Consider the following 20,293-nt stretch of genomic DNA (forward strand, 5'->3'; position numbering starts at 1 on the left):
ATCTCTCTATTTTTTGAGATGACGTGACCCTTATTTTAAAACTTAATTAGTTATCCATTAACTGGATAAAGGAAAATAGATGAGAATCCGTAACTTATTTGCGCTGTTATTCACAGTGATCACATTGCAAGTCTCCGCGCTGACACTACAAGATGCTCTGCAGATTGCATTAAAAGAAGATCCTGGACAAAAAATATATCAAGCGCAACAAGGTGCTTTAATTGCCAAGGGCAACAATAGTGCAACCCTTGCAGACCCCATGATCAAACTAGGTGTCGCCAATTTACCTACCGATAGCTTTTCACTAGATAATGAGGCCATGACTCAATTAACGCTGGGCATTTCTCAGCAGTTCAGTCGTGGTGATTCATTAGCGATTACGAAACAAGGTTTTCAATTACAGTCGGAAACGGTTGTTTTTCAAGGAGCAGACCGACGTTTATTAGTGAAAAAAACGGTACGAGACTTATGGTTTAACATCTTATTTATTGAAAAATCGAAGCAGCTTGTGAGTCAAAATAAAAAGCTATTTAACAGCCTTAATAAAGACTTAGCATCACAATATTCATTAGGGCTTATTGAAAATGAAGACCTTATTAATGCAGATATTGAGCTTGGATTATTCGATGAAAAGTTAGCTAAATTATCACAGCAGTCTTTGACATACCGTAGTTTATTAAGCGAATGGATAGGGCCGTTAGCCTACGATAAATTGTCAGCCACTATTCCTGTTTGGACTGATACTTTAACTTATATTAAAGGCAGTGAAACTCATCATATAGAGCATTATGAGTTATTAGCTAAGCACCCTAAAGTATTGGCTTTAAAACAAAATATTTTAGTAGCAGGCAGTGATATTGATTTAGCACAGCAGAGTTATAAACCCAGCTTTAAAGTTGAATTAGGTTATGGACACCGGATGTCGGAATTTGATAATGGTAAGGCTCGGCCTGATTTACTGAGTGGTTTTGTTTCTATGGATTTGCCAATCTTTACTGATCAACGCCAAGATCAGCAAATGATTGCAGCGCTACACAATAAAGGCCAAAAGCAAGCTGAACATCGCCTTTTAATTCGTCAACTCAATGCACAGCTTCAAGCTGAGATTGTTAATTATCAGCAACTGCTTTCACGTCAGTTACGTTATAAAAACAGTTTATTAAAGCAAGCCAAGTCACGTTCTCGAGCATACGTACAAAGTTACCAATCAAATACTCGTCCTTTTACTGAGGTTATTCAAGCTTATATGGATGAATTGAATCTCTCTATCGAATATCAACAACTCTATTTTGATGGCCTGAAAAGTCTTTCTAAAATTCGTTATTTTCAGGCACTTTAAGGAATACATTATGCGTTATTTATTATTACTGGTTGTGGCATTAATTGCTGGCATCGGCATTGGATTTTTTACTCACCAAAGTGGATGGTTCAGTGCAAATATGACAGTTGAAGCATTAACAAATGAACCTGAAATCAAGTATTGGGTTGCACCGATGGATGCGAACTATCGTCGAGATAAACCCGGTAAGTCACCAATGGGGATGGATTTGGTCCCTGTTTATGAAGAACAGCAAAAAGCGGAACCTAAAATCAAATACTGGGTTGCACCAATGGATGCAAATTACCGTCGTGATAAACCTGGGCAATCGCCAATGGGAATGGATTTAGTTCCTGTGTATGAAGAAGCGGATAGTAATAGCGAAGAAGGTACTGTGATGATCTCTTCTGCTGTTGAAAATAACCTTGGCGTACGCACCGCTCGCGTAGTCAAAGGTGAGTTCCATTTAAATATTAAAAGTCTAGGCAGTGTGCAAGCTAATGAGGATGCCTTATGGCAAATCAATAGTCGTGTTTCAGGGTGGATAGAAGAACTCTATGTAAAATCTGTCGGTATTGAAGTAAAAAAAGGCCAAAAACTGTATGCGCTTTATTCTCCGGAATTGGTAAAAGCACAGGAGTCGCTATTGAATGCTGTGCAGCTTAATCGTAGTGCATTAGTGGCCTCTTCAAAAACACGCTTAGCGGTGCTAGGTGTGAGTTCTGAGCAAATCAATCAGTTGATCAAGTACAGAAAAGTCAAGCAACGGATTGATGTCTACGCGCCTAAAAAAGGCACCGTTACTGACTTAAAAGTGAATGAAGGTGCGTTTATCTCACCTTCTACCACAGTGATCACGGCGGTTAATTTAGATACTGTTTGGGTCGATGTAGAAGTCTTTGCCGCGCAAGTCTCTTTAATTAAATTAGGGGATACGGCAACCATGACCTTAGATTATTTTCCGGGTAAACAATGGTTAGGGAAAGTGAATTTTATCTACCCTGAAATGAGTCAAAGTAATCGCACGCTTCGTGTTCGATTAGAGTTTGATAACCCTAACGAAGAGCTTAAGCCTAATATGTTTTCCTCGGTGGTTATCAGCCCTAAGATGGATGGAGAGCGCCTACAAATTCCACGTGAAGCGGTTATCTATGCAGGTAATATGAATCGTGTTGTATTAGCGATGGGAGACGGTAAATTCAGATCGGTATTAGTAAAAGTGGGGCTTGAAAACCAACAAACTATTGAAGTTATATCTGGCCTAGAAGCTGGGCAGAAAGTTGTTACTTCCGCACAATTTTTATTGGATAGTGAATCTAGCATTAGTGCTGATTTTGAGCGTATGTTAGAGCAACAAAAAAGCACTGAGCATGATCAGAGCCAAAATCAAAATAAAGATGCGATGAGCAACCACTCGCAGCCTAACAGTGAAAATAAAGTGGGACTAAATAATACAGATAATTTGGATTCATTAGATGTCGGTGCGTTACTCACTACTCCTTTACCTTCTAACGAAAGGGTGATGACATTATGATTGCTCACGTTATTAATTGGTCGATAAAAAACCGCATTATGGTGCTGTTGATGACTGCGGTGATTGTCGCTTACGGGGTGTTTTCATTACAAAAAACACCGATTGATGCCTTGCCTGATTTATCCGATGTACAAGTGATCATTAAAACGACTTACCCAGGTCAAGTACCACAAGTAGTTGAAGATCAAGTGACTTACCCATTAACCACTGCCATGTTAAGTGTGCCTGGTGCCGTGACTGTGCGAGGGTATTCATTCTTTGGTGACTCTTATGTTTATATTATTTTTGATGATGACACTGACATTTATTGGGCACGTTCGCGCGTGCTTGAATATTTGTCACAAGTTGCACCAAATTTGCCATCGCAAGCCCGCTCAGCGTTAGGGCCAGATGCAACGGGAGTTGGTTGGATATTTAGTTATGCGCTAGTTGATAAAACCGGGCAACACGATTTAAGTGAATTACGTAGTTTACAAGATTGGTTCTTAAAATTTGAACTGCAAACCGTCGCGGGTGTGTCTGAAGTGGCAACGGTCGGCGGTATGGTGAAACAGTATCAAGTCCGTGTTGACCCTAATAAACTACGTGCTTACAACTTATCGCTAACGACTATTAGTAATGCTATTAAAAGTGCCAATCAAGAATCTGGTGCAAGTGTAATAGAGATGGCTGAAGCCGAATACATGGTACGTACTTCGGGTTATATTTCTTCTATTGATGACCTTAAAAATATCCCTTTACGTGTTAATGACCAAGGCACTCCTTTGTTATTAGGCGATGTTGCTGAAATTCGTTTAGGACCGCAAATGCGCCGTGGTATTACTGAGCTAAATGGTGAAGGTGAAGTGGTCAGTGGTGTGGTGGTGATGCGCTTTGGAGAAAATGCCCAAGGGGTAATTGAAGCAGTTAAAGATAAATTGAATGAGTTACAAAATGGTTTACCAGAAGGGGTTGAGATCGTCCCAACTTATGACCGTTCTGAACTGATTAATTCAGCAGTAGAAAACCTTTACGATAAGTTGCTAGAAGAGTTTATTGTGGTGGTGTTAGTTTGTGCTGCTTTCTTATTTCACTTTCGTTCATCGCTGGTGGTTTTACTGAGTTTACCTGTGGGTATTTTTGTCGCGTTTATTATTATGTCGTGGCAAGGTATTAACGCCAATATTATGTCTTTAGGCGGTATTGCGATTGCGATCGGGGCGATGGTTGATGGTGCGATAGTGATGATTGAAAATGTACATAAGCACATGGAAAAAACACCACTAACTGATGACAACCGTTGGCAAGTGATTGCAAAAGCAGCCACGGAAGTTGGACCAGCTTTATTCTTTTCATTATTAATCATTACTTTTAGCTTCTTACCTGTTTTTGCGTTAGAAGGACAATCAGGCAAGATGTTTTCACCGTTAGCTTTTACTAAAACCTATGCGATGGCGGCATCGGCTGGTTTAGCGATTACTTTGATTCCCGTCTTAATGGGGTACTTCATTCGCGGTAAAGTCTTACCTGAACAGAAAAACCCTTTAAATCGTTTCGTGGTGGCTATTTATAAACCCTTTTTAACCTTTAGCTTACGCTTTCCAAAATTATTGATAATTTTTGCTTTATGTTTATTAGTCGTGGGTTTCTACCCCGTGAATAAAATTGGTAGTGAATTTATACCGCCGTTAGATGAAGGCGATTTAATGTATATGCCAACCACTTACCCAGGTGTATCGGTGGGCAAAGCGCGTCAAATACTACAACAAACCAATAAGTTAATTAAAACCGTACCAGAAGTTAAAACGGTATGGGGAAAAATTGGTCGAGCAGAAACAGCGACCGATCCTGCGCCGTTAACCATGATAGAAACGACGATTCAATTTAAGCCTAAAAGCGAATGGCGAGCGGGCATGACTAAAGATAAGTTAAAACAGGAGCTTGATAGTTTAATTCAGTTTCCAGGGTTAACGAATGCTTGGGTGATGCCGATTAAAACACGTATCGATATGTTAGCTACGGGCATTAAAACGCCGATTGGTATTAAAATAGCGGGCGGTGATTTAGCAGAAATTGAAAAGATAGGTAAACAAGTTGAACAGATCTTAAAAACGGTACCCGGAACAGCTTCTGTGTATGCCGAACGTGTTACCGGTGGGCGCTATGTGAAAGTGGATATTGACCGTGAAAAAGCCGGACGTTATGGACTTAATATTGCTGAAATTCAGCAGTTAGTCGCCGTTGCGATTGGTGGTCAAAACATCACTGAAACGATTGAAGGATTAGAGCGTTACCCTGTTAATTTACGTTACCCAAATGATTATCGTGATTCTGTTTCTGCGCTCAAATCATTACCTATTATTACTCCTTCAAAAATGACCATTAGCTTAAATGATGTGGCGAATGTTTATATTGAGTCGGGTGCGCCGATGATAAAAACAGAAAATGCACGTTTAAATGGTTGGATCTTTGTAGATATTGAAGATCGCGATTTAGGATCTTATGTTAATGAAGCCCGAGATATTGTGAATGAACAGATTAATTTACCTGCAGGTTATTCATTACTTTGGTCTGGTCAATATGAATATATGGAAAAAGCCAATGCACGGTTAGCGAAGGTGATCCCTATTACTATCTTAATCATTATTATTTTACTTTATTTGGCCTTTAGACGCGTAGGTGAAGTATTGCTAATCCTCTCCACCTTACCTTTTGCACTAATGGGCGGTATTTGGTTAATGTTCATACTTGGGTTTAACTTCTCGATTGCGGTTGGTGTTGGTTTTATTGCATTAGCGGGCGTTTCCATTGAGATAGGTGTGATCATGTTGTTGTATTTAAATCAATCGCTGGCGGCTAAGAAGCTGCAACGTCTTGAGCAGTTTTCTATTGTGGATTTAAAAGACGCAGTGATGGAAGGGGCTGGACTACGTGTACGGCCAGTGATGATGACGGTAGCAACGGTGGTTATCGGTTTAGTGCCTATTATGTACGGTGATGGCACTGGCTCTGAAGTGATGCAACGTATTGCAACACCGATGATTGGCGGAATGGTCAGTGCAATTATTTTAACGCTATTGATTTTACCTGCGGTTTATTTCCAATGGAAAAAAATAAGTATGCGTAAACAATTACACTTGCCATCACAACAATAAACTATCATGACATCAAAAAAGTCATGAAATAAAAAATGACTCTATTGTGAGCCTTTTGTTTACCTGTTTATTTTATTGCTTTAATTAACAATAAAATAAACTAAAACAGTAGGCTTACATGACTCTATCTTCTTTATAAATAACAACGATGGCTATAAAAATGACAATTAAAAAAACCAAATTAACATTCATATTGGCTGGTACATTATTATTCTCATTACCAATGAGCCAAGCCTTTGCACATGCAGAGCATTGTGAAATCAAAGATACTGAGCTTGGTGACACAATGAAGTACATGAAGAGTGAACTGAGAGCTTATGTAAAAGGGTTTAAAGCTGATGACGCTAAAAAAATGCAAAAGCACTTGAATGAGCTATTAATGTTAAGCGACAGGGCGAGCCAATATACACCTGTTATGATCACTAAAATGCAGCATGTTGATTCAGACAAAGGTGAAATGAAAGAGATGGAGCATGGCAAGATGGACATGTCTGCTATGTCGAATATGCAAGGCATGAGCATTGAGCAAGATAATCAAAAGCAACATAATCAAAAGAAAAAGTACGCAATAGAAATAAAGCAGTTAAATAGCTTATTTAAAGCACTAAATGCAACAAAAGACGAAACTGAAATCAAAGCAATTTTAAATAAAATCCAAGCACAAACTAAAAAAGGTCATAAGCAGTTTCGTCAAAATTGTAAAAAATAGTCAGCTGCATAAGCGACCATCAAGTGACTTTATATCCATGGCATTAGCGCTTACATTTATCTTGATAGTAAGCGTATGATTTGGATTTTGATTAGAAAGAGAGCCTGTTTACGTCAATTAAAGGGGGGAAAGGATTACTTTTTTAGCAAATGAATCATGCAAAGATGCCGGCGGGAGCGGCTAAAATAGATCCATATTGATTAAAATGGCTATTAAATGACTTTTACCACTGAATGTGTTTCTTTTGATTGTTTGGCTTCGTAAACGCATTTATCTGCAATCTTCACAATTTCTTGCGGGCTAAGCATACTCTCATTTTGGTCTCTGATCGTGACACCGCCGATTGCTGATTTTATTGGTAATTGAATATTGAAATCTAAAAAAGGCGTTGAAAAAGAATCAATGATTCTGACAATAAACTTAGCTAGATTTTTTTCATTAGTATTAGGTAGCAGCATACAAAACTCGTCTCCCCCTAATCTGGCTAAGGTATCTGTTTCTCTTTTTACTTGGTTAAGTCGCAAGACAAAATGCTTAAGAAATAAATCCCCAACTTGATGCCCATAGGTATCATTAACCACTTTAAAACCATTAAGATCAAAGTATAACAAGGAAAACGATTCTTTATTACGCTTCGACTTTTTGAGCGTTTCATTCATGCGGTCATCAAATAAATAGCGATTGGCTGCCCCAGTTAATGCATCATAATGAGCAAGGCGTTGTAATCGTTTAGTTAATTTGTAGTCTTTTAATAAAGATCGAATAGCGTGCCGTAACGAGTAAATAGATAAACTCTCTTTGACAATCGTATCAATGATCGTGAATGCATCTTTGCGATCATTATTATCAGCATAGCTATCTGTTACCAACAATAATGGAAACTCATGTCCCATCGAAGCGTAATTACTGTTAATTTTTTTGACGTTTTGTAAATAAAGTGTCTCTTGTATAATGAGTAGTTGGTCGCAACTGGGTAATATGCAGATCTCGGATAGCTTGTCTATGTTCACTCGCGTTATTGCGTTGACCATCATATCTGAGACTTTAATTGTCGATGCTATCCAATTAAAAAAATATTCATCTTCACAGATAATCATTAAATGTAAGCGTTGCTCTATCATAAATATCTCTTTAACTATGTTTAAAATAACCAATCAAGCTAGCTGCAGGATGAGCTGAAAGTTTAACTGTCGGTTTAGATGGAGGAGATGTTTCTATTGTCCCGACCTTAAATAGATTATCCGTAATCAAGATTGTTTAACAGGACCAGTTTTGCATTTTCAGTAAGCGCTAGTGAGAGAAGGAGGCTTTGCATCAAATATTGACACAAAACCCACTTAATTTAATATTGAAATCAGCTTTTTGGTGTAGCTAAAAACACCTTAGAAGGGTCAACTAATAAGCGTTTACCAATTGCTTCACGCCCAAAAAGCATTAGATAGTTCATATCAGTACGATCTGTTAAGGTAATTTCTATTGGCCAAGTTTCTTTGCCTAATGTCATTGGCGTCTCGATAACATAACGTTGTTCTGCAGTGCCATTTGATGATTTTATTTTACGAATATCACTGATCACTGCTTTACATGAAATTAATTTCTCTACGTTATGAATATCTGGGTGAATATCAAATTTTACCCAAGGTTTACCGTTTTGCATATATTTAACAATATTATCTACATGCAGTGACGATGTTTTCGCGCCAGTATCGACCCGTACCTGCATATCATCAATGCCTAATTCAGGTAATGCAATTGACTCTAAACGACCAATAATTGTTTTTTCTTTTGATACCATGTTATCGACCTCTTATTACGCTCTTACTGCACTATGAGTATTCATATCATCTTCAGGACGCAGAAAATCTTGTACTGACTCAATGTGTTCCTGCACCGCTTCATCATCTTCTTTAAAATATGCAATATGGAACATTGCTTCACCTTCTTGTACCAACGGTATATTTTGTTGGCCGATCAAAATACCAGAGCGAATGGCTTTAACAACACCTAAAATCTCACCATAAGGGCTACCAATCTCTGCGAGTTTATCGCCTGCAGTTACTCGGTCTCCAAGTTCTACTAAGTGCTTTACAACGCCACTGGCGTTAGCGCGTAACCAACCACTGCTATTAGCAATATAGGGTTCATTTAATTTACGCTTAGAGGTTGTTTTACGCATCATCTTAAGGTGGCGTAATACATTCTCTATCCCTTTGATACCAGCATGAATAGAGAAGTCATCAAAACGTAATGCTTCGCCTGCTTCATACAATAGTACTTTGGTACCATTTTCGACGGCAGACTCGCGTAAAGAACCATCCAGCACATTAGAGTGTAAAATAACTGGCACAGCAAAAACTTGTGCTAATTCTTTGGTCTCTGGGTCGGTCATATCACCACGGATTTGCGGTAAGTTGGAACGATGAATCGCTCCCGTATGCAAATCAATGCCATAGTCACAATGTTTTACAATCTGTGTTAAAAAAATATGCGCTACACGTGCAGCTAAGGATCCCTTTGACGACCCTGGGAAGCATCGATTTAAATCACGTCTATCCGGCATATAGCGACTTTGATTTACTACACCATAAACATTAACCATAGGTACCGCGATCACGGTACCGCGAATAATTTTAAAATTAGGTTTGTTAATTAAGCGCCTAATGATTTCAATGCCATTTAACTCATCGCCATGTACAGCAGCACTAATAAAAATAGTTGGACCATCTTTTGCGCCACGAATAATTTGTACAGGTAATGAAACATCTGCATCGGTATAAAGTTTCGCTACCGGCAGTTCAATTTTACATTGTGTACCTGGTAAAATATCAAAATCGCCTATGCGTAATTTTTTCATGCTCTATCCTTTACCACGCGTTTTATTGGTCACCGCTTTTGGTTTCTTTTCAATAAAATCGAAGACCATGCCTGCGATGTTTTTCCCAGTCGCTTTCTCAATACCTTCTAAGCCTGGTGATGAGTTTACTTCCATTACCATTGGGCCACTTTCTGAGCGTAATAAGTCTACACCACAGAAATTTAAGCCCATGATTTTTGCCGCATTAATCGCTGTCTCACGCTCTTCTTTGGTCAGTTTTACCACCACAGCAGAACCACCACGGTGTAAGTTAGAGCGGAACTCGCCTTCTGCACCTTGACGCTTCATTGCTGCAACCACTTTACCGCCAATTACTAAACAACGAATATCAGCACCACCAGCTTCTTTGATGAACTCTTGTACCAAAATATTAGCTTGAAGACCCATGAATGCTTCGATAATGCTTTCTGCTGCTTTAGCGGTATCAGCTAGTACCACGCCAATGCCTTGCGTACCTTCAAGCAATTTAATAACAACCGGAGCGCCACCTACATTTTTAATTAAATCTTTGATGTTATCTGGTTTGTTAGCAAAACCAGTACGTGGCATACCAATGCCTTTTCTAGACAATAATTGCATTGAACGTAATTTGTCACGTGAGCGACTTATTGCTACTGATTCATTGACATTATAGGTGCCCATCATTTCGAATTGGCGTGCAACAGCAGTACCGTAAAATGTAACAGAAGCACCAATACGCGGAATAATCGCATCATAATGAGGTAGTTCTTTACCGTGATAACGAACAGTAGGGCGGCTACTGGTGATATCCATATAACAATGTAATGTATCGATAATATCCACTTCATGGCCTTGCGCTTCGCCAGCTTCTTTTAAGCGACGAGTAGAATATAATTTTGGGTTTCTAGATAAAATTGCAATTTTCATAAGTGTTATTCCTGTATTTAATGCCATTAATGCATTAGATGGTTAGCATGTTGATACTGAGTATTAGAATTGTTTAAACAAGGTTGGGTTACATATGCAAACCAACAAATTCACTGTTAAAAAGTGGCTTTAAATTCGGACTCAGATTAAGTTCGTAGAGTGTATAAACAAAACGCTATATAATAAAATTAATTGTTTTCGGGTCTTTGATTAAAAATTTTGATTAGTGGGTAAGTGTATGAAAATAGAGTTATTAAAAACATTTCTAGAAGTCAGTCGCTCTTTACATTTTCGTATTGCATCAGAAAACTTGTTTATTACTCAATCGGCAGTGAGTGCTCGTATTAAATTATTGGAAGATGACTTGGGGGTTTTGCTTTTTGACCGTAGCAAAAAGCATTTAAAATTAACGCCGGAAGGGCATCGTTTAATTAAACATGCCAACGAGTTAATTTTTATGTGGCAAAAAACTAAGCAAGATGTAGGGATCACCGCACAACACTCAATGCAGTTAGTGGTCGGCGCAAAAAGTACAATATGGGATATAGTTTTGCAAAATTGGCTGCAAAAAATCCATCTTAATATTGAAGATGTTAGCTTGTTAACCAGCACCTATAGTGCGCCGGAATTACGCAAAAGTTTATTAAATCGTATTATCGATATCGGTTTCCTATTTGAGCCGACTTTTGTGGGAGAAATTATTTCTGAAAAAGTGGCCACTGTCCCCTTACACTTAGTGACAACAGATCCTGAACATGCTCGTAACTCAACGCCCCTGAATGATTTTATTATGGTGGATTATGGCGAGTCTATCACTGCCCAATACTTACGCGAATTTCAAGATGCTCCAGAAGCAAAGCACTTTATGAGTCAACCTAAGATTGCATTGAATTTTATTTTAGAAGTGGGTGGTGCTGCTTATTTACCTCGTCAAATAACCTTTAAGTATTTATCTGATAACCAACTCTTTTTAGTGGAAAATGCACCTGTCTTCAGCCGTGATATTTATGCTAATTATTTAGCTAATAATCAAAAAAGAGAGATGATTGAACAAGCCTTAAAATTATTTCCTAATATCAGAAAGTAAGCCTGCAATTAAGGTGATTGATTTTATTTATGCGTTGCGCATACCGTGAGAAGATTGACGTAAGAGCCTGGTAATAAATAGCCTGGTAATAAACAGTTTGCTAATAAACAGTTTGGTCATAAACAGTCTGCTTAAGGTTTTGATGATGAGCGGGATAAAAATCCGAGACACTAACCGCTGTCACTGGTTAAGGTCTCGGTTAAAAGAGATGCTTAGGCTTTAGCTATAGTAGTAACAAACTGCCAAGCCCTAAGAACACAATAAACCCAAAAATATCGGTCACAGTGGTTAATACCACGGAGCCTGATAAAGCAGGGTCGATATTAAATTTACTTAAAATCCAAGGGACCCAAACGCCCGATAAAGAGGCGATTAAAATATTACCTAAGATAGAAATAAAGATAGTCAGTGAGAGCAGTGGGTTATCAAACCAAACAAAGGTGATCGCACCAATCACAATCGCCCATAACACTCCGTTAATAGCACCCACTTTAAGTTCTTTAGTGATAATATCTTTTTTGTTGGCATCGTTAATTTGTCCAAGTGCTAAACCACGTATGATCAAGGTAATGGTTTGGCTACCTGAGATCCCCCCCATTGAAGCAACTACTGGCATTAATACTGCCAAGGCAACCACTTGTTGAATGGTGGCTTCAAATAAACCAATAAACCAAGAGGCTAAGAAAGCCGTTACTAAGTTAATACCTAACCATACCGCCCGGTTTTTGGAGCTTTGCCATACATTACCGAATAAATCTTCCTCTTCCACTAAACCGGCAGATTGAATTAATTGCGCTTCGATAATTTGTTCTTTATAACGATACGCGGTTGGTAAATCTAAGCGTCCAGTTAAGCACCGGTTCTCATCAATGACTGGTAATGCAGACTTATCTGAGTCAATCAACATCTCAGAAGCATCAGCGATGTCATCATTACTACTAACAAATTCTACATCGGTATTAATTAAAGCGTGAAACTCTTCATCGGTATTGGCTTTAAAGACTGCATTTAACGCAATCTCACCAATTAATGCCGCGTTCTCATCCACAATATAAATAACATCAGTAAAAGCTGGTAAATTTTTACTGCATACTTTTTTTACCGTTGATAGCTTCAACTGCTGTGGTATTTGAATCTCAGTAAAGTTTTGCCAATGACCCACTTCATCGAGTGAGTAATCACAGGACTTTTTATATAAGCTGCGTTGCTTTGCTGTCATGTTAGTCACAGCATAATCAACAAAACGGTCATTTAGACTTTCAGATAACTCTAAAAGATCTACCGCATCCAACTTTGTTAATAGAGGAAAGCAGTCTTCATCTTCCAGAGTACCAAGTAGTAACTCCCTCGATTCATGTTTCATCACGATAAACACATTTTGCTGTGTTTCGTCAGTTAACGTTTTCCATAAGCTGATCCTTAGCTTAACCGGAAATGACTCTAATAAAACTGCAATTTGTTCATCGGAAAGCTGTTGCTCAATTTCTGCAACTAATTCGCTAATATCCTGCTCTGATTCAAAGCTATTATTAATTTTTTCAATGTAATCGGGTAATAGTTCTACTACCATAAACCCTCCTTTTTTATTGGTGCGATGAATTTTATGCCGCTACAAAAACGGGTTTATTTCTTATTTTGCATTAATTGTTGTTGCTCAAACCATAATTTCATAAAGTCAGCGGTCAAGCTTTGTTCGATTTCTAGCGCACGGTCAGTGGGACAGAAAATAGTAAATAATAGTTGGGTATCTCCAATGTCTGACGTGGCTACCTGTATATGCGGCTCAGGGCCTGCGATGTGAACATCTAAACGATTTTCAATTAATTGGTTGTAGCGTATTGCTACATCGTTAAAATCTGAGCAGTAACTATGTGCTTTTTCATATAACTCTTCTAAAAAAATAAAGGGATTAACACTGCCATCACGTGTGATTGTAAAGTGATGCATGGCATAGCGTTTTAGAAAGTTTAAGTTTTTAATGGATGATGTAATTAATTTGCTATTAGGTACATACAAGGTTTTTCCGGTGTACTCATAGGCATCAATATTGACTTCTAATAAGGTTAATTTAGCCCAATCAATGGAATGCACTTCACCATAACTATCGCCTACTTGTATCCAGTCTCCGATACGAAAAGGTCGGCTTGATACAATATATAAAAAGCCAATAAAGCATTGAATAAACTCTCTCGTTGCAATCACAATCGCAACCACAAAAGCGGCAATTGAAATAGCAAATTCATGAAATTCAGCTGCCCAAATATTAAAGATGCCAATAAAAATAAATATCGTAATCGCATTATTTACAATATTCATTTTTAAGCGTTTATTAGATTTTCCTTTTTGCTGCAGTAATTTTAAGATATAAACTTTACTGCCCATTAATACGAGAATAAGTAGAATAGTTAATACACTATTGCTATTGATTAGTGCTTGAAAAAAAGGACTGCTTGTTAAATCAATTGAAAAGAGTTTTTCAAACATAATTACGGGTGCTCGCTTAAATCGGGTGTATTTTTTATTTGCTGAAGTTTAACAACAACCTATTTTATTACTACCACTACTTACTCGTTAGTGGTGGTTAAACGTTTAATACCTAGCCGTTTTTTGATAAGTTTGTTACTAGTTACAGACCACTAAATCGGTTCACTATAATAAAGATCAAGGATCTTAGAATAATTGTTAGGTCTTTATTTATCGGTGCTTCATGTCTTTTTTGTCGATACTTGTTGCCTATTAAGAGTTAATGAGCCATCAATATGTAGGTCTCTTTGTGGATAAGCAACAACGATATTATGTTCTTCAAACAGCTCTTCTAGTCGAAAACGAATATTGCTGCGCATCACTCTTAAGCCGCCTTCTGCGCTTGAATCTAACCAAAACGTAACTTCAAACATGAGGGCGTTATCTCCGAAGTCTTCAAAAGTAACAACAGGCGCGGGTGTCATTACGATTTTCTGTTGTTCCTTAGTGGCTTGCATGATCAGCTCTGCCACTTTTCTTGCTGGTGACCCATAAGCGACACCTACGGTAACGGATGTTCTAACCAAGGTGTCAATTAAGGTCCAGTTAATAACGGTATTCTCCAATAATTTACTATTAGGGATAAGCAAGTGCACGCCATCTACTCGACGTATTCGTGTAGAACGAGTATTGATCTCCTCAACAACGCCTTTTGCTTCTTCAACCTCCAAAAAATCACCAATACGTATTGGGCGTTCCCACATTAATATCCAGCCACTGATGAAGTTATTGATAATGTTTTGTGCACCAAAACCAAAACCAATGGCAATTGCACCGGATAAAAAGGCAAAAGCGGTGATCGGTACGTTAATCAAATCTAGTGTTGTTATTAGTAATATCGCCATCGCAATGACATAGAACATGCGTAGTAGCAAATGGATAATATTAGGATCTGTTTTCTTTGATACTAAACGTTTGGTGATCAATTTTGCTATCCAGCGAGTGAATATTATCCCTGTAATTAATAAGGTGGGGATCAGTAATATACTGCCTAGGGTAATAGCATGATCGGCGACGGTCAGGAGCTTGTACGATAAGAGTTCGTTGATTTGTGTTAAGTTCATAAAAGTTCCTTTAAGCGACTTTAAATATGGACATAGTTATGCGGTATATTTTATCTATTTTTTAGTAGACAAGTGCTGGTTATCTATAAGTTGATAGCTATCTATCAGTTGATGCTATTGCTAACTTGCCCTTATTCTTGATTTAACTGTTGATTGAAGTCGGTGTTTTAATGTGTAACTCGGGCGGTTGTATGCCTTTTAACAACAAACCAAATATATCTGCTCCAGTAATAATGCGCTTGTTTTCACCCCAAATAAGCAACACGTCTCGTTCGATCGCGCCATCAAAAGATTTATCCACGGACTCGCTCATTTTCATTTTAATAATGGCATCGTTTAACATGGTTGACTCATCGTTAATGATGGTTGGGCGATGGCAATGTTTATACGGGTCAAAATTTTCTGTTTCAAAAAACACATCACGTAAGAAACTATCTGAATCGACTACCACCAAAGGATCTCCCTGTGGGTTAGTTAATACTATCCAGCGATGACCTGATTTATTCATTAATCTTAAAAATTCATTATTCGGTGCGGATGTAATCTCAGGAATAATCGGTAAATCTAACTTGGTAGGCAAGGCAATAATAGAGTCAGGATCGATCACTTCACCTTCTTCGATAACTGAAATTTTATCTAATTTAAAAAAGTTTAACGCGCCGATACCTTCTACATGGTTAATGTCAGTTTCTTCTGCTTCAATATGTTTACGAATAATGCTACTTAACTCACTCTCCGCCAAATAGGTGATACCTTCTTTACCCAACCAAGCGTCTAAAATCAATGCCGTAGGTTTAGCTACGGGATAAAATAAAAGCTGATAAAATTTGATCACCGGTGCTAATAAAGCACCCATTTTCAGTGCATTTCTTGAGAAATAAGCCTGTGGTGTGATCTCGCCAATGATGGTGATAGCGATAGTTGAAAATAGAAAAGCACTGATCCCGGCTAGGGCTGAATCAGATAATAAGGTTAATAACACATTGATTCCTACATTGCCCCACAGGATCGTGGTTAATAAAAAGTTAGAATCATTTCGTAACCTTAATACTTTTTGGGCTTCTTTATTGCCTTTGGTTGATTCAACTTCGAGCTGTAATCGGCTTAATGAAAATAAGGCAATATTCAACCCTGAAAAAATAGCTGATTGTGAGATGCATAATGCAATGGCAACCCAGGTGATAATTTCTAAGGACATATTCCACCGCATAAGTTTATAAAGTTGAAATAAAGTTTATAACCTTTACCTAAACAAAGGAATTTATTATTGATAAACAATAAAAAGATGACACGAAGCGCAACCTAGCTCACTATATAAAGAGAGTTACAAACAAGATTAAAAATCGTTTAAATCATAAAAAGAGAATACTTATGATCAGGTGCATGTTGTTAAAAGAAGATAAATCATTCATTTATGGAGATGAATCCTTAGTCGATATTTGGAAGCAGAATCCAAATGATTCTTTATGGATTGATTTTGACTCACATGATCAAGAGAAAGAGCGCTTATTCATGAAGCAGTTAGGATGCCATTCTCTAGCCATTAAAGACGTACAACGTGATCGCCATCCACCAAAAATTGAATTATTTGATAATTATATATTTATGCTTTATCGCGGTATTTTTCATCCTGGTGATGATTTAGTTTTTGAACACTTACAAATTGGCATGTTTGTGGGCACCAACATTGTGATCACTTCACATGCTAAAAAATCTATCTCTATTGATAAACTATTTAGTATTGAAGGGGAAAAGTACCTATCAAAAAGCCCGATCACTTTAGCGCTCAGAATTTTTCATTATAGCTGTGGTATCTACCTTCAAAAACTATTTGAATTTGAAGAAAAACTAGAGTCTTTGGAAGATAAGTTTCAGATGGGAGGTGATGATAAAATGATGCAGGAAATTACCCTGTACCGATCTCGTTTGACTAAGCTTAAACGGACGTTTAATTATCATAGTAATATCGGCAGTGAGCTGAAAATATTAGTGACAGATGAAACGCCTATCATCAATCAAGCTGAACTACATACGGTAACCGATGTACACGAGCGTATCGAGCGATTATTGAGTTTGTCGCAAATGCATTACGATATTTGTAGTGATCTGATCAATGGTTATTTATCGGTTACTTCTCACCAGCTAAATGCCACCATGCGAGTATTAACCGTGATCACCGCTATTTTTATTCCATTAGGCTTTTTAGCGGGATTATATGGTATGAATTTTGACTATATTCCAGAGTTAAAAATAACCCACGGCTACTATTATTTACTCGGTTTTATGAGCTTTATTTCATTGAGTTTAGTTATTTTATTTAAGAAAAAACGGTGGCTCTAGGTTTGTTGACTACATTACCCATTTCGAGACGTCATCACGTTGTTTTATTTGTTTTAACTGTACTCATATTGGGGTTAGGCTATTACTTTTCCTTGATTCAGTTACTTGATACAGAATGGTTTTCGCGTTCAGGAAGTGTCGTCGTGGTACTAGGTATTATTTCTGGTTTTTCTGGCATTATCGAAGAAAGGGTATTAATAAGCCGGCTATCGATACGAAAACGCCTCGAGATATTGCAAAAAAAACGTAAATTAAGATTATTAAAAGCAACTCCTGACTATGTGCAAGAAGAGCTAGATGATATAGAGGAAAAATATCTCGTTTTGATCAAAGAGTCGATGCATTCTATTAAATTTAATGCGGGGATCAGTGAAGGTATTTTACTTATTTTAGGCACATTGACTTGGGGTTTCGGCGACATTGTTTTAACTTTTATTATTTAGTTTTGTATTCTGTTAATGTGCCATTGTAATACTCAAGTCATCTTTATTTAGAATCTATTTATCTCACAGCTTGTTGATTTTTGCATCTTGATTGATAACAGGTATATACTCGATCAACTCTCTATTAATGTGAATTTATATATGATTACAGAACAATTTATTTGGTTTATTGATAGTCGCTTTTATTACCAAACGACTTCATTAGATAAGCTGGTTCATCTTATTCCGCCGCATCAAAAAACACTGAAAATAATCATTGATGCAAGTACGCAATTAAAGGGACGTGGTTATTGGCATCTATTCACTGAAAAAGACACTTTACTCGATGAACTGATGGCAAAAATAGAGTTAAAAAAAGCACAGTTAATTAAATTTTTTGACATGAATGCCATTAATGTAGAGATAGTGATTAATCAATCTGCCGATTATCTTAAAGTTCTTAGTACTGACATTAAAAACAATGCCAATAGCCTCGTTGTGATTGAAGATAATGTGGTTGAGAAACGGCATTCAATCTTTCAAAAATTAACAGATATCGATTGCCCTGTATTATTGCTCAACCATAAAGCTTGGAGTGACCCTATTAAATTGGTGGCTGCTGTTGATCCATTACATGAGCATGCTAGGTCAGGTACTATTGACGAAAATATTATTGCATTAACTGAGAGTTGGTCGCGCCTATTAAAAGCAGGCTGGGTTGTTGCACATTGCTATTATGTGACCTCAGTATTAGTGAAATACAAGCATAAAATATTAGCGATGCACCGAGATGGGTTAGCAGATTTTGCTAAGAAATATCGCGTTTCTTCTGGTAAATGCATTTTATTGGAAGGTGTTCCTGAGGTCGCATTAAGTGCATATATCGCCAAAAATAATAGTAATATTTTGGTGATGGGAATGGTAACCAGAAATAAACTAGAGCAACTCTGGATCGGTAGTACGACAACCGCGCTATTAACTAAGTTACCTTGTGATATTTTATTGGTTAAGAAGTAGTTAAGCGTCTTAATTGCCTACTTCTTTGAAGAAACTCGATATATATCCATTATACCGATAATCCAAAAAGTAAGCAGCGCATAAGAGTACATATTAAGAGTTTGCATGCTTGCACCGGAGCTCATTAAAATAGCGTCGCTGATCGCGTCGATAGTTAAGGGGATATCTCCCCGTTGAATGTTTATTATTATTTGTTCTGTTTTAGTAAACATTTCTGTTATCAGTAACCATAACGGTACAGTAAAACCCACCATAAGAATGCTGCCAGTTACGTAGTGCTTAAATAAAAAATGCCCTAATCCCGGATGGATGAAGGCTGAAATTAAGACGGCTTTTAAGGATTTTTTCATAGACTTGGGTAATCTTGAAAGCCTAATTGAGATGACACATTTTTACCTGCTTGATGCAATAGGCCAACATAATAACTAAGGCGACTTTCGTCAAAACGTATCGTAGGTAGTGAAATTGAAATGCCTGCGATTACTGTACCAAATCTGTCATATATTGGTGCGGCAATGCATCTTAATCCCGGTTCTTGCTCCTGGTTATCTTGTGCATAGTGCTGTTCTTTAACCAAGCTTAACTCTGCAATGAGTTGCTCCGTATTCTCTAATGTCTTTTCAGTGTGTTTAATAAAGGTAACGCGAGATAAGGTATCGCGAATAAATGCCTGTTCACGTTCAGCCAATAATACTTTACCAATAGCGGTACTATACAGAGGGTTACGGCGCCCGATTCTTGATTGCATTCTTAAGCTGTAATTAGAATCAATTTTATGAATATAAATAATAGAATCATCATCTAATGCGCCTAAGTGTAATGCTTCATTCGTTTGTTCTGAAATGAACCGCATCTCTTTATCTGCTAAGCCAATTAAATCTACATACTCTAGCGACTTCGCACCTAATTCAAACAGTTTTAGCGTTAAAGCGTATCGATCCGCTTCCTCTTCTTGCGCTACATAACCGAGTGTTTTCATGGTTTGCAAAAATCGATAGGTGGTTGCTTTAGACATCATTAAGCGTTGTGATAGCTCGGATACACCGATATTTTTTTGTTCACCTAGGGCTTTTAAAATACTAAATACCTTTAATACCGATGAGACTGATTCAGGCTGAGTTGGTTTATCCATTTTTTATCCTTATTAAGCACTATTTGTATGCATTATATAGTGTGGGATAGTGTAGTGCAGTATTTTTAAAAGTCCTTTTTAAAAATTTAAAAACAGTAATATTTTCTGTTAGAAAGCAAGTTACTTACTATTTAATGTTAATTATAAAACGTCGTTTCAATAATATTTGTTGATTGTTGTTTTTTTGTGTATATTGAAGTGTGGCTGTTTAGCGTTATTTCTTTGTTCAGGTGAAAGTAATTAAGGAAGA

18 protein-coding genes are annotated in these 20,293 nt (G+C 37.4%); 8 read left to right on the forward strand and 10 right to left on the reverse strand.

Features of this window, described 5'->3' with window-relative positions:
• Positions 1–79: 79 nt before the first annotated feature.
• From H592_RS0107305 to H592_RS0107320, 4 genes are all read left to right on the forward strand, one after another.
• Positions 80–1,339: a TolC family protein gene (locus tag H592_RS0107305; protein ID WP_028868195.1), complete on the forward strand. Its 1,260-nt coding sequence runs from the start codon at positions 80–82 to the stop codon at positions 1,337–1,339.
• Positions 1,340–1,349: 10 nt separating this feature from the next.
• Positions 1,350–2,852: an efflux RND transporter periplasmic adaptor subunit gene (locus tag H592_RS21720; RefSeq protein ID WP_051369067.1), complete on the forward strand. Its 1,503-nt coding sequence runs from the start codon at positions 1,350–1,352 to the stop codon at positions 2,850–2,852.
• Positions 2,849–5,986: an efflux RND transporter permease subunit gene (locus tag H592_RS0107315; protein WP_028868196.1), complete on the forward strand. Its 3,138-nt coding sequence runs from the start codon at positions 2,849–2,851 to the stop codon at positions 5,984–5,986. The genes H592_RS21720 and H592_RS0107315 overlap by 4 nt, the downstream gene beginning before the upstream one ends.
• Positions 5,987–6,146: 160 nt before the next feature.
• Positions 6,147–6,695: a hypothetical protein gene (locus H592_RS0107320; RefSeq protein ID WP_028868197.1), complete on the forward strand. Its 549-nt coding sequence runs from the start codon at positions 6,147–6,149 to the stop codon at positions 6,693–6,695.
• 212 nt (positions 6,696–6,907) lie between these two features.
• Here H592_RS0107320 and H592_RS0107325 read toward each other — a convergent pair whose 3' ends face one another.
• From H592_RS0107325 to rimK, 4 genes are all read right to left on the reverse strand, one after another.
• Entirely contained in the window at positions 6,908–7,816 is a 909-nt protein-coding gene (locus H592_RS0107325; protein ID WP_028868198.1) for a GGDEF domain-containing protein, read from the reverse strand.
• A gap of 233 nt (positions 7,817–8,049) precedes the next feature.
• Positions 8,050–8,490 (reverse strand): ATP-dependent zinc protease family protein, encoded by a 441-nt coding sequence (locus tag H592_RS0107330; protein ID WP_028868199.1) that lies wholly within the window; start codon positions 8,488–8,490, stop codon positions 8,050–8,052.
• 15 nt (positions 8,491–8,505) lie between these two features.
• Positions 8,506–9,549: a succinylglutamate desuccinylase/aspartoacylase family protein gene (locus tag H592_RS0107335; protein ID WP_028868200.1), complete on the reverse strand. Its 1,044-nt coding sequence runs from the start codon at positions 9,547–9,549 to the stop codon at positions 8,506–8,508.
• A 3-nt stretch (positions 9,550–9,552) separates the two neighbouring features.
• The gene (gene rimK, locus H592_RS0107340) at positions 9,553–10,458 is read right to left on the reverse strand and encodes a 30S ribosomal protein S6--L-glutamate ligase (protein ID WP_028868201.1); all 906 of its coding nucleotides are present in this window, start codon (positions 10,456–10,458) and stop codon (positions 9,553–9,555) included.
• Positions 10,459–10,696: 238 nt separating this feature from the next.
• Here rimK and H592_RS0107345 point away from each other — a divergent pair, with 238 nt between their 5' ends.
• Positions 10,697–11,545, forward strand: coding sequence for a LysR family transcriptional regulator (locus H592_RS0107345; protein WP_028868202.1), 849 nt, complete (start codon positions 10,697–10,699; stop codon positions 11,543–11,545).
• Positions 11,546–11,768: 223 nt separating this feature from the next.
• Here H592_RS0107345 and H592_RS0107350 read toward each other — a convergent pair whose 3' ends face one another.
• From H592_RS0107350 to H592_RS0107365, 4 genes are all read right to left on the reverse strand, one after another.
• Positions 11,769–13,115 (reverse strand): magnesium transporter, encoded by a 1,347-nt coding sequence (locus H592_RS0107350; protein ID WP_028868203.1) that lies wholly within the window; start codon positions 13,113–13,115, stop codon positions 11,769–11,771.
• Positions 13,116–13,168: 53 nt separating this feature from the next.
• Positions 13,169–14,029 carry a mechanosensitive ion channel family protein gene (locus tag H592_RS0107355; protein WP_051369068.1) on the reverse strand — a complete coding sequence of 287 codons (861 nt, stop codon included), beginning with the start codon at positions 14,027–14,029 and terminating at the stop codon, positions 13,169–13,171.
• Between the two features lie 221 nt (positions 14,030–14,250).
• Positions 14,251–15,132 (reverse strand): mechanosensitive ion channel family protein, encoded by an 882-nt coding sequence (locus H592_RS0107360; RefSeq protein ID WP_028868205.1) that lies wholly within the window; start codon positions 15,130–15,132, stop codon positions 14,251–14,253.
• A 142-nt stretch (positions 15,133–15,274) separates the two neighbouring features.
• Positions 15,275–16,330: a DUF21 domain-containing protein gene (locus H592_RS0107365; protein ID WP_028868206.1), complete on the reverse strand. Its 1,056-nt coding sequence runs from the start codon at positions 16,328–16,330 to the stop codon at positions 15,275–15,277.
• Positions 16,331–16,503: 173 nt separating this feature from the next.
• Here H592_RS0107365 and H592_RS0107370 point away from each other — a divergent pair, with 173 nt between their 5' ends.
• From H592_RS0107370 to H592_RS0107380, 3 genes are all read left to right on the forward strand, one after another.
• Positions 16,504–17,472, forward strand: a complete 969-nt coding sequence (locus H592_RS0107370; RefSeq protein ID WP_028868207.1) for a magnesium transporter CorA family protein — start codon at positions 16,504–16,506, stop codon at positions 17,470–17,472.
• Positions 17,463–17,915 carry a hypothetical protein gene (locus H592_RS0107375; RefSeq protein ID WP_028868208.1) on the forward strand — a complete coding sequence of 151 codons (453 nt, stop codon included), beginning with the start codon at positions 17,463–17,465 and terminating at the stop codon, positions 17,913–17,915. Before H592_RS0107370 ends, H592_RS0107375 begins: the two co-directional genes overlap by 10 nt.
• Before the next feature lie 141 nt (positions 17,916–18,056).
• Positions 18,057–18,911, forward strand: coding sequence for a universal stress protein (locus tag H592_RS0107380; RefSeq protein WP_028868209.1), 855 nt, complete (start codon positions 18,057–18,059; stop codon positions 18,909–18,911).
• Positions 18,912–18,928: 17 nt separating this feature from the next.
• Here H592_RS0107380 and H592_RS23230 read toward each other — a convergent pair whose 3' ends face one another.
• Both H592_RS23230 and kdgR read right to left on the reverse strand, forming a co-directional pair.
• Complete coding sequence (locus tag H592_RS23230; RefSeq protein WP_051369070.1) at positions 18,929–19,261, reverse strand: hypothetical protein; 333 nt, start codon at positions 19,259–19,261, stop codon at positions 18,929–18,931.
• A complete protein-coding gene (gene kdgR / locus H592_RS0107390) occupies positions 19,258–20,043 on the reverse strand; it encodes a DNA-binding transcriptional regulator KdgR (RefSeq protein WP_028868210.1) in 786 nt (261 codons plus the stop codon). Before kdgR ends, H592_RS23230 begins: the two co-directional genes overlap by 4 nt.
• Between the last annotated feature and the right edge of the window lie 250 nt (positions 20,044–20,293).

Source organism: Psychromonas arctica DSM 14288 (assembly GCF_000482725.1).
Taxonomy (GTDB): domain Bacteria; phylum Pseudomonadota; class Gammaproteobacteria; order Enterobacterales; family Psychromonadaceae; genus Psychromonas; species Psychromonas arctica.